Below are 14989 nucleotides of genomic sequence, written 5' to 3'. Positions count from 1 at the left end.
ACTGCGCTCGGGTCATGACAAAAGTTTTGTGGGTCCTTACTTTTCATTAAGAGAAACAAATTCATCTTTGCACTAGTCATGACAAAGTTTTTCTATCTCGCTTAGTAAATGAAATTTAACTTTGCACCTGCATGACAAAAGTTTTGTGAATCTTGCGGTTCATAAAGTGATATATGTTCAATTTTGCACCTAAGAAACAAAGGCTATGTATATCTCGCTTCTTTATAGGTGCAATATATGATGCTTTTCACTAGTCATGTTATCTCGCTTCTCATACATTATGTTGCAGATGCTTCGTTACCTTTAAATATTTTTTAGCCTCCGTTTGCTATCATTCACAATTTTTACTGTTAGCGGGATTAGTAAAAGGCACAAGAAAACAACGCCGCGCCAGCCCAAAGCACTCCAAATAAAACCGGTGGCGGTACCGCCTGATGCTACCCCAATGTAATAACTAACTAAATAAAGGCTTGATGCTCCGCCTTTATGATGAGTAGCTTGCATGCTAACGAAGGCAGCTGTCATCGAATGGGCAATAAAAAATCCGAGACAAAGTAGGCAAAGACCAATGACGACCATTGTTGCCGATTGAATTAATGTTAAGAAATCTCCTATCATCAAGATCATGACACCAGCGATGATAATAGATTGATGGGAAAAGCGCTGTGCCAACTTTCCAGCGACCGGTGTACCGATAATGCCCAAAATATAAGCAGCATACGTCAAAGAGATAGCCTTCATCGAAAGAGAGAATGGTTCTTCCCCTAAGTAAAATGGCAAGTATGTCCAAATGCCAGTAAATCCTACTTGAAGAGCAATTCCCATCAAAAAGGCATTGATTAGAACAGGATTTTTGAGATGGATAAGCATCCCTACAGCGTCTTCCTTCACTTCCAGTTTGCTAGGCTCAAAGTTTTTTGATTTTGGAAGCATAATGAAAAACAGTAGTAGTATTGCTGCACTAAACCCACAAAGGGCCCAAATTGCCGCTTGCCAACTTGAATAGTCAGATAGAATACCGATTAAAATACGGCCAACCATTCCGCCAATTGCATTACAAGCAATATAAATCGTTACACCGAAACCAACGCTTTTACGTTCAATTTCTTCCCCAATATATGCAATAGCGGCCGCAGGAAGACCTGCTATAAAAAATCCTTGAATTGTTCTTAATACCAATAGAAAAGCAAAATTATTTGCAAATGGCATGATGAATAATGGAATAACAGTAAGTGTCAACGTTACTTTCATTAATGTTGTCCTGCCGTAGCGATCCGAGTAAAAACCGAAAAATAAAAGCCCGAAAATTAAGGCGATGACCGATACAGATAAAGATAAACTCGAAGTTGTCGGCGAAATATTAAATTCGTCCACAAACGCCGGCATTAATGGATGAACAAAATATAGATTTGCAAACGAAAGAATCGACCCGATGCCAACAGCCAAAATCGCAAACCAAAACTGCCGATCTTTCGGAGTCAGTTTCACAGGCTCATCTTTATGTTTCAAAACTCCCGCATTCAATTCCACTTTCCCCAACCCCAAGATACAATATTTTTTCTTTGTAATAATTTAAAAAAATTGTCGCACTTTGACATCCTTATTTCAAGCAAAATATTTTCGGAATATTTTTTTAATGCAATATTATGTGTTTATTCGCTTAATTATTTTTAATTATTGGAGGATGACAAAAGGACCATAAGAAGGTGCAAAAGAAGGGCTCAATAAAGCGGCAGAAGGGGCCGGAGATGGTACAGGAGATGGTACAGGAGAGGGGTCTGACACCCCATCACAGATGGTGCCGCACTTGGTGCCACAGACGGTACATGAGAGGGGTCTGGCACCACATCCCAGACGGTGCAGGAGATGGTGCCATAGACGGTTCACCAGAGGGGTCTGGCACCATAACGCAGATGGTACCGGAATTGGTACCGGAGACGGTACGCCAGAGGGGTCTGACACCCCATCGCAGATGGTGCCGCACTTGGTGCCACAGACGGTACATGAGAGGGGTCTGGCACCGCACCGGAGACGGAGGGTCTGGCAACGTTTTGCCATATGTTTTATAATAAAGGGATAAAACAGGTGTTTGATTTTAATTTGGTGGTGTAAGCTTTATGCTTGTAAAAAAAATTCCTAAGAAGAAAATTAAATCTTGCATTGAAGATGTTTTTGATTCGTTTGATCCAACTGATATCAAGGATGTTAAACATGTGAAACGTGCGCTTTCGTTATTTCGAAATGGCGCTGTTTATAATGTGGTCGTGGATGAGGATACGATTTCAGCTGTTGTCCAAGATTACAAATTCAAATTTCATGTAAATCTTGAAATAGATTTTTTTGAAATTAGCATGTGCGATTGTCCAGAAATTGATTTTTATTGCACCCATAAATTAGCAGTTCTTTTCTATCTATTTTCACTATTTGATAGTCCTGGAAAATTTTTTAACCGCTGGAAAAATGGTCAGCACTATTTTCCCGCTCAGACCCATGCCAAAACATCCACCCCTCTAACGAAGAATAACATTAGGCCTAAAACGGTCAATCGGCCTTATCAAGAAGATTCGCTTGAGAGCTGGATTGCTTATTTTAATGAACGTTATGAAGAATTTACAAAACAAAGAGAAGCAACTTATTCGTATATGAGCTTTTTCCAAAGTTACAATTTAGCAAGAGATTTATTCGAAATCTATTATGCAACGCTGCTTGATACACCCAAGCCGTCTTCCCGCTTTGGAGAATTTTTATTTCAAATCCATGCGGCAATTACTGTATTTGAAAAAATATTACAGACATCTTTCGGCGTCTCATATGCTGATACAACCCAATATTTGGATAAGCTTATTTCTGAAATAATTGACCTTATATATATTTCTCAAAAGTACGTAGTTGAATGCACAGAAGCGGATGAAAAAATAATAGATAAAACACCTGAGCGAATGCTGGACATTTTGTTTATAACACGTGATTTCCAATACGAACGATTTTATCTTTTTCAATTTATATGTACAAACTTCATGTTCAAACCAAATATATTAAAAAATTTCATTCAAAACCTTGAAACACGCAGCAAAAAAGAAGAAAAGCTAAAAAAATTAGGAAAAGGAAACTTCTCATCAGAATGCCGGTTAGCACTGGCTCACTTTGACTTTATATATGAAAATGACGAAAAAGCGATCAATCGTCTCAGTACAGGACCTTCAAATGAAGTTTATTTTTATACAACTTGGTTTAAATCACTTGCCGAAAACAAAAGTTGGGATCGCTTTAAGAAATGGCTGCCTTTCATTGAAAAACAAATGAGTGCATTTATCCATGAATATGAAGATCATCCATTGAAAAGCCAACTATCATCCTTTTATTTATTTTTAATACAAGAATATGCCGATGAAATAGGCGATGAATCGGTCTATATTCATACATTGCAAACATGGCTCCCATATAGCTTTTTTAATTTTTCAAGCTATTTAATTGAAAAAAAAGAGTATCATATGTGGACGGAGCTCATGCTTTATATCGGTATACCGCTTGAAAACATCGATCCGAAACTTATCAAAGCTATTGAATCGGAAAATCGGGCAGCGCTTCTTCCTCTTTATCACAACGAAATTGAAGAATGTATCGCCGAAAAAAATCGAAAAGCGTACCAGCAAGCCGTCAAACATTTGCGAAAGCTTAGAACCTATTACCGTGCTTTAAAAAAAGAGGAGAAATGGAACGATTACATTCATATGCTTTCAACCAAATATAAAAGATTAAGAGCCTTTCAAGAAGAATTACGGAAAGGGAAAGGAAAATTAATCGATGACTAAGCAACTTCCATATGAAATTCAAATAGATTATTTAGAAAACGGAAAATTCCTTATTTATGCCACACATTTGGAACAAAAAAAAATTAAAGCCCTTTTAACCCACTGGCGCCCGCTCTTCTTTGCTTGGCATCATCCGAGTTATTACGGGACAAGCTTCGAAGAAATGAACGAAGGGGTTGTACTGTCTTCTTGGGAAACAATGGAGCTATATTCGGGACTGGATTCACGCAGGTCATTATTTACTTTTTCCTACAGTTCACCTGTCAAATGGCTGCAAAAATGGGCACCAGTAATTTTTGAAAAAATTAAAGCAGGTCAATTTATGCCTGATTTTGAACAATGGACGGCAGGGAAGTTTGGTTGGAAACTAATCGATGGGCTTCAAAACATTGATGAAGAATCATCCATTTTTACACATGAATTTTTGAGTGAATGGATTTCTTCTTGCATAACTGAGTTTATTGAAAACGATAAAGGATTACGCTCGCTTTGGGACGAGCTTACTAAAAAATATCCACTTCTTTTGAACACACAGCATCATCCTGCTAGTGATTCGGACGATGGGAAAGTCTCCCTTGTGACTGGAAATTTTTTCAATGAGGAACTTTGGTTAGAACGGATCGGTTGGATGGAAGACTTGGCTCCGTTTACAGTCGAACTGCGGTTAAGCGAGCCACTTGAGTACGACAATTTGAATGAGGAAATAGAAGATCTGAGTGATCGTTCGCTTGATGGGGAATTAGAAATCGACGAAGTGAGAATGCCTCCTGAAAACACTCATGCCCTATCCGACAAGTGGACATTAGATATTCTTTTACGGGATAAAACTAATCCAAGCCATTGGTACGTTTGGGAACCAAACAAAAGCGGAAAATACACAGCCACCATTCCTGCTGAATGGCATGGGTTTCTCCATAAAATAACGAGATGCATAGAGCTTACATGCCAAATCGTACCTTGGCTGAAAGCATCGGCAGTTGAAAGAAGTGATGTCGATGAAAAACTTCCGGGATTACATAGGATCGAAGGTTCAATGGAAAGCCGACTGGAGGGGAATAACTCCGTTGAAACTTTGGAAATTCAGCCAAATTTGCACAAAACCAATGAACACGTTGAAAAACAACTAGGATTGCACAACAAGAATGAAAACGTTGAGAGCCAAACGGGATCGCACTACAATGATGGGCACATTGAGAGCCAAATGGGATCGCACTACAATCATGGGCACGTTGAGAGCCAAACGGGATCGCACTACAATCATGGGCACGTTGAGAGCCAAACGGGATCGCACTACAATCATGGGCACGTTGAGAGCCAAACGGGATCGCACTACAATCATGGGCACGTTGAGAGCCGAGTGAGATTACACAACGATGATGGACACGTTCAGAACCAATCGAGATTGCAAAAAATTGAGGAGCGCGTTGAGAGCCAAATGAACATCGAAAAGCCAAATAATCCTATCAGCATTGCGCCTTCAACAATTAATCCAGCTGCTCATGGAATAGGCGATATCGATATAATCCACACACTTACCGAAGAACAGGCTTGGACATTTTTAACCGAAGCAAGTATTCAACTGGCTGAAGCAGGTATTGACGTGTTGTTGCCATCATGGTGGCAAGAAATTCGCGCCTTGAACCCTAAACTGAAAATACAACTTCGCTCATCGGTAGGAACATCCCAGCAATCATTGCTAAGTTTTCAGGCGATCAGCGACTTTGATTGGAAAATCGCAACGGGCAACACTGAACTAGATGAAAAACAATTTTTACAATACGTTGAGGAAAATAGGCGTCTCGTAAAAGTAAACGGCAAGTGGATGAAGCTTGATCCCGCTTTTATAAAACAAGTGAAACACATCATGTCCCGCGTCAAAAAAGAGGGACTATCTTTCCAAGATATCCTTGCTCAAGAATTATTAAGCTTGCAGGACACATCCAATACAGAAGAGCTTGATCTTGACAATCCGTTGTCGCAAATTCAAATCCGCTTAAACAAACACTTTGAAAAATTGCTATACCAGTTGCATCATATTTCATCGCTGCCAACGATTGAAGTTCCAACAAGCTTCAAAGGCAAGTTGCGTGCATATCAAAAGCAAGGTGTCGAATGGCTTTTGTTTTTACGCAAATTCGGATTTGGCGCTTGCCTTGCCGATGATATGGGGTTAGGCAAAACAGTGCAAATGATTACCTATTTTTTATATGTAAAAGAACACGAAAAACCGCAGATGCCAGCACTGATCATCTGTCCAACGTCTGTACTTGGCAACTGGCAAAAAGAGCTGGAAAAATTCGCACCGTCTCTTAAAGTATACTTGCATTACGGGAGCGCTAGAAAAAAAGGCGATGAACTGCGAACATTGGTAGAAGACTACGATATCGTTATAACAACATACGGTCTTGCTGCTATCGATGAAGATGATCTAAAAACAATTGAATGGAGCACCATTTGCATTGATGAAGCGCAAAATATTAAAAATGCCTATACAAAGCAATCACGAGCGATCCGAAGTTTGCGCGGCCATCATCATATCGCATTAACAGGAACACCAATTGAAAACAGGCTGACTGAATTGTGGACAATTTTTGATTTTATTAATAAAGGCTATCTAGGAAGCCTCAACTCGTTTTCGAAACGCTTTGTAATACCGATTGAAAAAAATAAAAATGATACGCGGCGCATTCAACAAGTACAACAGCTCGTCAAGCCATTTTTACTGCGTCGGACGAAAACCGATGAAACGGTTCAACTAAATTTACCTGATAAATTGGAACAAAAAGAATATATACCGCTCACAGTCGAGCAAGCATCCCTTTATGAGCAGCTTCTTCAAGATACTTTTGATAGAATTGAAAAACTAAGCGCAATGGAACGACGCGGCTTAATTTTGTCGATGTTAACAAAACTAAAACAAATATGCAACCATCCGGCTCTTTATTTGAAAGATGCTTCATGGGAAAAGTCGTTGGTGGACCGATCCAACAAAATGAAAAAGATGATGGAACTGCTTGAAAATATTTTAGATCAAAAAGAAAGCTGCCTAATTTTTACGCAATATGTTGGTATGGGTAAAATGATTCAGCACGCCATATCTGAGACGTTCCAAGAAACGGTTCATTTTTTACAAGGAACTTTAAAGAAACAAGAACGTGATGAAATTATTGAATCTTTTCAGGCTGGCAATGAAAAGCTGCTCATTTTATCGCTGAAAGCTGGCGGAACCGGTCTGAACTTGACCGCAGCTAATCACGTTATCCATTTTGACAGATGGTGGAACCCGGCCGTTGAAAATCAAGCCACTGACCGCGCCTACCGCATTGGCCAAAAACGGTTTGTCCATGTTCATAAACTAATTACGACCGGAACTTTAGAAGAAAAAATTGATGAAATGATTGAGAAAAAGAAAGCACTAAGCGACGAAATCATTTCAGGCGAAAGCTGGATCACCGAGCTATCAACCGAAGAACTGCGTGATTTATTCGCCCTTCGCAAAGGATGGAATGAGTGATTCGTTTTGGACAGCCACTAGTATTGAGGGTTGGTTGATAGTATTTTGGGAGATAAGTTGTCTGAAGCATTTCCGTTGCTCTGATTAGGTTGGTTGATTTTTTTTTTGAGCTGTAGGTTTGTGGCAACCTTCTCCATAAAAGGGTTGGCCGTAAGCTTTCGAGCTCAATAGAATCTATAGTTTTAAGTAATGCTGAGGATTTGCCTGTTGCCCTAGTACACTTCACCACCAGATCAAATGCAATTTGAACGACGCACAGATGGAGTGATGAATATGACCCAAAAGAAAAAGAAAAATAAATCAGTTCTTTCAAAAAAGCAACATACCAAAGCAAATAACGATTCCTCAAATGAGCCAGTTGAATTGAATCAACATTTGCAGTTTGAACATATGGATCCTCTTTGGCAAGAGTTTTATAAAAATTTTATTAAAAAAATAAACAACATCTAATTTTCATTTTTCTAGATAGACACTGATAGAGTTATTTTGCAGCAATTCTAGGAAATTCGAAAGTGCTAATAAAGAACTTAAAATTTTCAAGTATAATAAAGTTAATCTTGCATTTTAAAATTTAAACTTTCCTAAAGATTATAGATTTTGAGCATGGGACTTGGTCATCTCTCCCCTGCTCTTTTTTATTTAAAAAACAGATATAAAAACTTATTAAGTTTATTATAATTGTTATTCTTTTATAATAATTTCCTCTAAATGACTTCACAATTTAATCAAAGTTTAGTCAAAGATTTGCCACACCCGTCTTATTCCAGCCAACTTTGACCATGTTACAATGTAAGTGTAGTAAGTACCGTTACTACAGTAAAAAACGTAAACACAAAAGGAAGGTGGATTTCAGTTTCTGAGCAATAGATTGAATAATTTATTTAAAATGCTCAAAAATTTTTTGCTCGATTTGTGAAATAAATCACATGCATTCTAGTTCCACTCACAACACAGGTCAACAATAAATTTATTTTTATAAATTCCATGAGGTGATTAAAAATGGCAAAAGGTAAAAAATTTGCATTCCCTATTTTAGTTAGTGCGTCATTGTTGTTAGCAGCCTGTGGATCGAACGAAGCAACTCAAGAAGTAGCACCACCTCCAGCACCAAGTGAACAAACCGAGACTCAAGTGATTGCTCCTCATAAAGACTTAAATCAAGAACCAGTACCTTTAAAAATTGAACGTGTTAGCGAAAATGAAGTAAATATCGAAATGACTGCGCAAATTACAGATATTGAAATTGATAAAGGAAAAACGTATAAAGCATGGACATTTAATGGTCAAGCGCCTGGTCCTGTAGTAGTTGTAAACGAAGGAGATACTATTAACTTTACGTTAAAAAACATGGACCCTTCCATTCCACATAGTATGGACTTCCATGCCGTTCATGCGGCACCAAGCAAAAAATTCATCGATGTAATGCCAAACGAATCTGGAACATTTACCTATAAAGCAAACAAGCCAGGGGTATTCATGTACCACTGCGGTACAAAACCTGTGTTGGCCCATATTGCGAACGGCATGCATGGAACAATTATTGTAAAACCTAAAAACGGTTATCCAACTGATAACGAAGTTGACCGCGAATATGTGCTCATTCAAAACGAATGGTACAAATATAATGACTTAGATGATATGACAAATGGTGTTCCAAGCCATGTCGTATTCTCTACGAAAGCATTAAAAGAAGGACAATTAAATACAAATGGTGACACATTCACATTAAAAGAAACTCCGCTATTAGCTAAAGTTGGAGAAAAGGTCAGAATTTACGTAAACAACGTTGGTCCAAATGAAGTAAGTTCATTCCACGTCGTTGGGACAGTGTTTGATGATGTATATATTGACGGAAACCCTTACAACCATCAAAAAGGATTGCAAACAGTAATGCTCCCAGCAAGTGGCGGTGCAGTTGTTGAATTTACAGTTGTTGAAGAAGGCAGCTACTCAATCGTTACTCACCAATTCAACCATGTACAAAAAGGAGCTGCTGCAATTTTAAAAGTAACAAAAGACGGCAATGACGATGGCACTGCTACAATGTCACATTAATTGAAGTTAGAATTTTTTGAAATAGCACATGACGGCCAGCTTAGTATTTCCGAGCAAAACGGTTCTGCGGCTGGCCTAGACCAAATTTTTGATGCTAATGTAAAAATCCTTATTCCTTGAAGCAAAAAATATTTTGGAGCTGCTAAGATCTTAAACAAAAACATTTTGCGGATGAACTAGGCGATATTCTAATGCCAATATTAAAGTCCTTATCCCTTGGTGTGATAACTTTTACTGAAGGCCAAGACTATATTTTTGCTTCTAGTATTAAAGGCCAAAAACCTTGAGACGTAATCGATTGATGCTGTCCCAGACTTTGTTTTGATGCCATTATTAAAGTCAATTTCCCTTGATCCCATAACTTTTTGATGCTGTCCAAGATTTTATTTTTGATGCTAATATTAATATCCTTATCCCTTGATGTGATAACTTTTTGCTGAAGGCCAAGACTATATTTTTGCTTCCAGTATTAAAGGCCAAAAACCTTGAGACGTAATTGATTGATGCTGTCCAAGACTTTGTTTTGATGCCATTATTAAAGTCAATTTCCCTTGATCCCATAACTTTTTGATGCTGTCCTAGACTTAATTTTGATGCCAAAATTAAAATCCCTATCCCATGATCTAATAACTTTTTGACGCTGACCAAGATTTTATTTTTAGATGCCAATATTAATGTCCAAATCTTTTGGTGCGGCTTATTTCATTAACAAAATATTCTGTTGATGGCCTAGTTAATACTGAATGGGAATATTAAGTACAAAGCAGAACTATTTTGGAGCTCGCATAATGCTCTATCGTTTAAAAAAATTCATGCGACCTATTTAATTTATGAAGCAAGCCAAAATTATTTGTATGATGCTGAAAAAATTTTTATCCATGGTATAAAAACAGCTAGAAACACTCGAATTATTATATAAAGACTCTTTCTTTTTATCCTCCCTTATAAATATTTAGACCGAAGAATTTTGAAATGGGGCTGTTCAGAAAGTTGTACTTTAACCTCTGAACGCCCCACCTTTTTGCTTTTAACCTTTTATTCTAGAAATTTCATTTCCTGATACCACATTTAGTTAAACTGCCATTTCCCACTCATGGGGAGTTGTCAAAAAAGTGAAATTAGCAATGCTGGTCTACCCAAGTCTAATTGACTCCTCATTAAAATGTTGGCGTTCTAACTGGCATGTCATAAATTTCCATGCTGGAATTACGACTTTTAAGACAAGGCATTTAACGTCCTCTCTGAAATAAATTGAAACGATGCGGAGTTGATTTAGTTAGCGGCTTCTAATCCTTAATTGTTTCCTCTTCCTGCGAAATTTTTATTATCTCAGCTTTCTGATTCTGAATATTATTTTTTATGTTTATAAACTTTATTTCTTCAGCAACAACTTCTGTAACATATACACGCTGCCCCTCGCTATTGTCATAATGTCTTGATTGCAATCGTCCTGTGATACCAATTAAAGAACCTTTTAAACAATAATTAGCTAGAGTAACTGCTTGCCTCCGCCAAACGTGGCAATTAATAAAATCAGCATCATATTCACCATTAGTATTTTTATAATTTCGATTTAAAGCTAATGTAAAATTTGCTACTGGAATGCCATCCCCGGTAAAGCGCAACTCTGGGTCTCTTGCCATTCTTCCAACTAGTGTTACTTGGTTAAACATAGGAAATACCACCCTTCTTTTTAAATAAACATTTAATTAAATTTAAGTAGTTACCTATTTTACTAAGCTACAAATTCGTCTTTGAGCACTTTTTCAATTAACGTTTAAAAATAATAATATGATAATCTGGAAGTAGAAAATTGGGGGATGATCTTTCTTTTGCCCCACTCAACAGCAAAATAAGGAATCGTGGGCGCTGATTCTCTTACATTGGGGAAGGTGGATAAACAATTTTGCTGGAGTGGGAAAGAAAGACCATAAAAAGGGGGATCTTTACCACTAAAGTAGAACGATACACAGCAAAATTAGTTTTGATTAATATCACCAAACCTCTATGGGGACTTCGAACCGATACTATTACAGCAAAACTAGTAGGCTAATAGGGCAACGGTTCATTTGTATTTGAAATGATAGTTTTAGTATGTGGAAAATAAAGAAGATTGTTTCTTGCAGCTATATTTTTAGCAACTTGCAATGATAAAATTTCAATTTGTTTATGTAATGATTCATACTCATCTTTTGATACCGTATTTTCCCGTAATTGTTTTACTTCGCTAGATACGGCATTTAACTTAAGTATCATTTCTTCTAATATCAGCTTTAATGAAAGGTCCTCCATTTCTTCGCGCTCCTCTCGTTTTAGTCCTTTTTTTGAATTTGTAAAAAACATCCTATAAATCTAAATCGAACGATAAAACGACTTGAGCAACTACTCATTAGATCAAACTTTAACTTTGAGTAAAACTAGTCTCTGACGATCAACTCCTTATCAATCAATTAAAGAAATAAAAAAACTCGTTGGAGTTGTCCGAACAACAAACACCAAAAAAGCAATAATTAAAAGATTATCTATCAAAGGGATAAAATGGAAAAGACAATACTTCGTTAAAAACGACTTGTCTGGACAACCCCAACTTCTAAAAATAGTACTTGGCATTATTTTGCAACATTGCATCAATACTAATGCTGTTGCTAATAATACAATAAAGACTTTTGATACCGTTTTCAAATCAACAAAATTGGAAATTTCAATACTTTAGACCTATGAATTTTTAATTTTTCCCTGGGCAATTTTTAAAATTTCAAAGAAAAACGATCCAAAAATTCTATTTCTATTAAAATAAAAATTTTTTGTAGTCCAATAGGTACAGTAGACGGTACATCAGAAGGGTCTGGCACCGTTCCCCAGATGGGGCCGGAGATGGTACCACAGACGGTGAACCAGTGGGGTCTGACACCCTACCGCAGACGGTGCCGCAGATGGTGCCAGAGACGGTACATCAGAAGGGTCTGACACCGTACCGTAGATGGGGCAGAGATGGTACCACAGACGGTACATCAGAAGGGTCTGGCACCGTTCCCCAGATGGGGCCGGAGATGGTACCACAGACGGTACACCAAAGGGGTCTGGCACCCTACCCCAGATGGAGCCAGAGATGGTACCACAGACGGTGCACCAGAGGGGTCTGGCACCGTACCGTAGATGGGGCCGGAGATGGTATCACAGACGGTGCACCAGAGGGGTCTGGCACCCTACCGCAGTTAGTGCCCTATCCAGGGACAGGATAAAAATGTTATAATAAGGAGCAGGTTTGATCCGGTACCTTTGGAGGTGACTTTTGTGAAATCATTCCGCCTATGTTCACTTACAATTTTTGTTGAAACTAATCAAACAACAACAAAGCATAACATACCACTTGAAGATGGGTTGATTATTAATAAAGAGAACGCAAATGACCAGTGGCTTATTGAAGGGTTAATTCAAGGGGATTTTTTTGAATTTTTTTCCAACTTAAAGGCAACAAACGAACCAATGGTTGTTGAAGCCACGATTACGAGCAAAGAAAATCCACCAGCCTCATTTGCTGCAAAAGTCAGAGATATTAAATTTATCGGCAAGGAACTTCAATTGCTTCTCGATGCTAAGCGACTAAAGCGGAAAGACACTTTTTCGGAGATCATTTTGCGGGATTTAATCGAGAAAGGCTATTCCGGAGAAGAATTGTTAAAAGAATTTAAACGTATCAAAAAGGAACGGGGCAATGAATTGCAATCAATGATTGAAAATGATATTAGGGATCTTAAACTCAATAATATTTTTTTCGAATAAAAAAGGGCTCTCGTCGATCAATCAAACAATGCGCTTGGTCTTTTTTTGACAACAGTATTTCGACCAAGCGCCCCTATCGATCAATCGAACAAAGAGACCCATTCATTATATTGATATATTTTAATAATTTCTTCACCTTTATACTCTGACCAAATTCAAAAATTTTCCAACACAATCCATAGTGCCTCTACTATAATTGCATGAATGGTGTGTAATTTCCATACGCTTTCTACCCTATAAGTGCCTCTACAGACATGGATAACACATAAACTTTCTGCCCAAAGCTTCACTTGCCTGCTCATCTATCAAAAGAGGATATTTCCATACTCTTATTAGACTATACTACATATCATTTTTCTTCTATAATAAAGGCGCCAAATATCTTTTTAAATAATACAATTCTTCCACTTCATAATTGTCTTTTCCTTGTTTAAGGAAATCAATAAATCCATCATAGACTGGGATTATTTGATCTTTTTGCATTTGCTCATTTTTTTGGCCAAGGAGGGACATTAACTCTTGCACTTGATTTGTATTATCATATAAAGACTTTGAATAACAAAATGCTAGAGCAATCTGGAGGTTTGTATGGGAGGAAGCAGGCATAGATATAGTATCATTTTTCTGACATTCTGCTTTTGATTTCGTTAATAAACATAAAATAATCTCAAGGAGTTCATTAGGGTCTCTATTAGGCGCAGTCAAGTGCCGCTGCCCTATTTCGACATACACTTTTGCGTATTGAATTTTTGTTTGGGAAATTGCATGTTTCATAATCTCCTACTCCTTTCATTTTTTATTTTAATAAAATAATAAAGCTTTTAACTTATTGGGAAATTGTTGGATGAGGCACCATTATCTTTTTTTCAACAACAGATTTATAATGTTCAAGGATAATTTCATGTGGCTTTTGCTCTGAAAACAAAAATGCTTGGTAATTTTTTTGTTGCGGCTGTGGGAACAATGAAAGAAAATTACTTGTATCTTCTATGAGAGGATCAGGCTTATTGTGTACATAAGCATGATAACTGCTCCAAGGATATTCGTCCAAATTTTTTACGATGTTAGCCTTCAACGGATTTAAGTGTATATACCGATTCACTTCTAATTCATAGTCAGGAAACATAATTAGTTCAGCATGAAATCTTCCTTGAAAAACATGGCCTTGTTGATCATATTTGTTGTTAATATATCTTGCAAATTTTGAATGAAGAATTCTCATTATTTGACTTATATGATGTTCTTGAGTTTGAATTTGTAAATGAATGTGATTGGTCATCAAACAATAAGACTGAATGGTAAAAGGATAAGTATTTTTTGTTTCTTGCAATAAGGACAGGTATTTGTAATAGTCTTCAGAATCGTAAAATAACGTTTCCCTCCTATTCCCTCTGCTTGTAATATGAAATTTTGCCCCTGGGTACCAGCTTCTAAGTTTGCGTGGCATGTCTATGCATCACTCCTTTTTAGAACTTTGCTAGAAGTATACAGCAGTTATTGTTAAAGAAGATCATTAGGGAATTAAGATCTTCATTAGTGAACATTTTTAGAACCGGGACCTACAAACTATATTAAAGCAAGTGTTTATTCTATTAAATGAATACTTGATTCCATCAAATGGAAGCGTTTTCAATTTTGTTTACTAGTATACATCATGTATTTATATTTGTAAACTGGTTTACTGTAATTTTTTATAAAATATATAAATTTTTACCAAATTTTAGGAGGACGGTAATAGAGTAGAAAGAAGCTCTATCAAACATAGATAGTGCCGGAGATGGTGCCAGAGATGGTACATGAGAGGGGTCTGGCACCCCACCACAGA

General features: G+C 37.3%; 11 protein-coding genes. 5 read left to right on the top strand and 6 right to left on the bottom strand.

Annotation, left to right across the window (positions count from 1 at the left end):
• Nucleotides 1-303: 303 nt before the first annotated feature.
• Complete coding sequence (locus tag HR057_RS08220; protein ID WP_329955854.1) at nucleotides 304-1530, bottom strand: MFS transporter; 1227 nt, start codon at nucleotides 1528-1530, stop codon at nucleotides 304-306.
• A gap of 587 nt (nucleotides 1531-2117) precedes the next feature.
• Between HR057_RS08220 and HR057_RS08215 the strand changes: the two genes are divergently transcribed.
• The 4 genes from HR057_RS08215 to HR057_RS08200 all read left to right on the top strand — a co-directional run bounded on the left by HR057_RS08215 (nucleotide 2118) and on the right by HR057_RS08200 (nucleotide 9381).
• On the top strand, nucleotides 2118-3812 hold the full coding sequence (locus HR057_RS08215; protein WP_173730961.1) for an SWIM zinc finger family protein: 1695 nt from the start codon (nucleotides 2118-2120) through the stop codon (nucleotides 3810-3812).
• Complete coding sequence (locus HR057_RS17360; RefSeq protein ID WP_230474395.1) at nucleotides 3805-7326, top strand: DEAD/DEAH box helicase; 3522 nt, start codon at nucleotides 3805-3807, stop codon at nucleotides 7324-7326. The genes HR057_RS08215 and HR057_RS17360 overlap by 8 nt, the downstream gene beginning before the upstream one ends.
• Before the next feature lie 273 nt (nucleotides 7327-7599).
• Nucleotides 7600-7776, top strand: a complete 177-nt coding sequence (locus tag HR057_RS08205; RefSeq protein WP_173730960.1) for a hypothetical protein — start codon at nucleotides 7600-7602, stop codon at nucleotides 7774-7776.
• Between the two features lie 549 nt (nucleotides 7777-8325).
• Nucleotides 8326-9381 (top strand): multicopper oxidase domain-containing protein, encoded by a 1056-nt coding sequence (locus HR057_RS08200; RefSeq protein WP_173730959.1) that lies wholly within the window; start codon nucleotides 8326-8328, stop codon nucleotides 9379-9381.
• Between the two features lie 339 nt (nucleotides 9382-9720).
• Here the strand turns inward: HR057_RS08200 and HR057_RS08195 are convergent, their stop codons facing one another.
• The 3 genes from HR057_RS08195 to HR057_RS08185 all read right to left on the bottom strand — a co-directional run bounded on the left by HR057_RS08195 (nucleotide 9721) and on the right by HR057_RS08185 (nucleotide 11673).
• Nucleotides 9721-10050, bottom strand: coding sequence for a hypothetical protein (locus tag HR057_RS08195; protein WP_173730958.1), 330 nt, complete (start codon nucleotides 10048-10050; stop codon nucleotides 9721-9723).
• Nucleotides 10051-10667: 617 nt separating this feature from the next.
• Nucleotides 10668-11054 (bottom strand): single-stranded DNA-binding protein, encoded by a 387-nt coding sequence (gene ssb, locus HR057_RS08190; RefSeq protein WP_173730957.1) that lies wholly within the window; start codon nucleotides 11052-11054, stop codon nucleotides 10668-10670.
• A gap of 376 nt (nucleotides 11055-11430) precedes the next feature.
• Nucleotides 11431-11673, bottom strand: coding sequence for a hypothetical protein (locus tag HR057_RS08185; protein ID WP_173730956.1), 243 nt, complete (start codon nucleotides 11671-11673; stop codon nucleotides 11431-11433).
• 1002 nt (nucleotides 11674-12675) lie between these two features.
• Here HR057_RS08185 and HR057_RS08180 point away from each other — a divergent pair.
• The gene (locus HR057_RS08180; protein ID WP_173730955.1) at nucleotides 12676-13164 is read left to right on the top strand and encodes a YwpF family protein; all 489 of its coding nucleotides are present in this window, start codon (nucleotides 12676-12678) and stop codon (nucleotides 13162-13164) included.
• Nucleotides 13165-13524: 360 nt separating this feature from the next.
• Here the strand turns inward: HR057_RS08180 and HR057_RS08175 are convergent, their stop codons facing one another.
• Nucleotides 13525-13938 (bottom strand): hypothetical protein, encoded by a 414-nt coding sequence (locus HR057_RS08175; protein ID WP_173730954.1) that lies wholly within the window; start codon nucleotides 13936-13938, stop codon nucleotides 13525-13527.
• 52 nt (nucleotides 13939-13990) lie between these two features.
• Entirely contained in the window at nucleotides 13991-14611 is a 621-nt protein-coding gene (locus HR057_RS08170) for an REP-associated tyrosine transposase (protein ID WP_230474394.1), read from the bottom strand.
• Nucleotides 14612-14989 lie beyond the last annotated feature (378 nt).

Origin of the sequence: Calidifontibacillus erzurumensis, from assembly GCF_013303125.1 — a bacterium.
In the GTDB taxonomy this organism is placed as follows: Bacteria; Bacillota; Bacilli; order Bacillales; family Bacillaceae_J; genus Calidifontibacillus; species Calidifontibacillus erzurumensis.
This window is presented reverse-complemented; position numbering and strand designations above follow the sequence as displayed.

Coding starts and splice junctions, on each gene's coding strand:
- HR057_RS08215 (WP_173730961.1), top strand. CDS start 2,118: ATGCTTGTAAAAAAAATTCCTAAGAAGAAAATTAAATCTTGCATTGAA.
- HR057_RS17360 (WP_230474395.1), top strand. CDS start 3,805: ATGACTAAGCAACTTCCATATGAAATTCAAATAGATTATTTAGAAAAC.
- HR057_RS08205 (WP_173730960.1), top strand. CDS start 7,600: ATGACCCAAAAGAAAAAGAAAAATAAATCAGTTCTTTCAAAAAAGCAA.
- HR057_RS08200 (WP_173730959.1), top strand. CDS start 8,326: ATGGCAAAAGGTAAAAAATTTGCATTCCCTATTTTAGTTAGTGCGTCA.
- ssb (WP_173730957.1), bottom strand. CDS start 11,054: ATGTTTAACCAAGTAACACTAGTTGGAAGAATGGCAAGAGACCCAGAG.
- HR057_RS08185 (WP_173730956.1), bottom strand. CDS start 11,673: ATGGAGGACCTTTCATTAAAGCTGATATTAGAAGAAATGATACTTAAG.
- HR057_RS08175 (WP_173730954.1), bottom strand. CDS start 13,938: ATGAAACATGCAATTTCCCAAACAAAAATTCAATACGCAAAAGTGTAT.
- HR057_RS08170 (WP_230474394.1), bottom strand. CDS start 14,611: ATGCCACGCAAACTTAGAAGCTGGTACCCAGGGGCAAAATTTCATATT.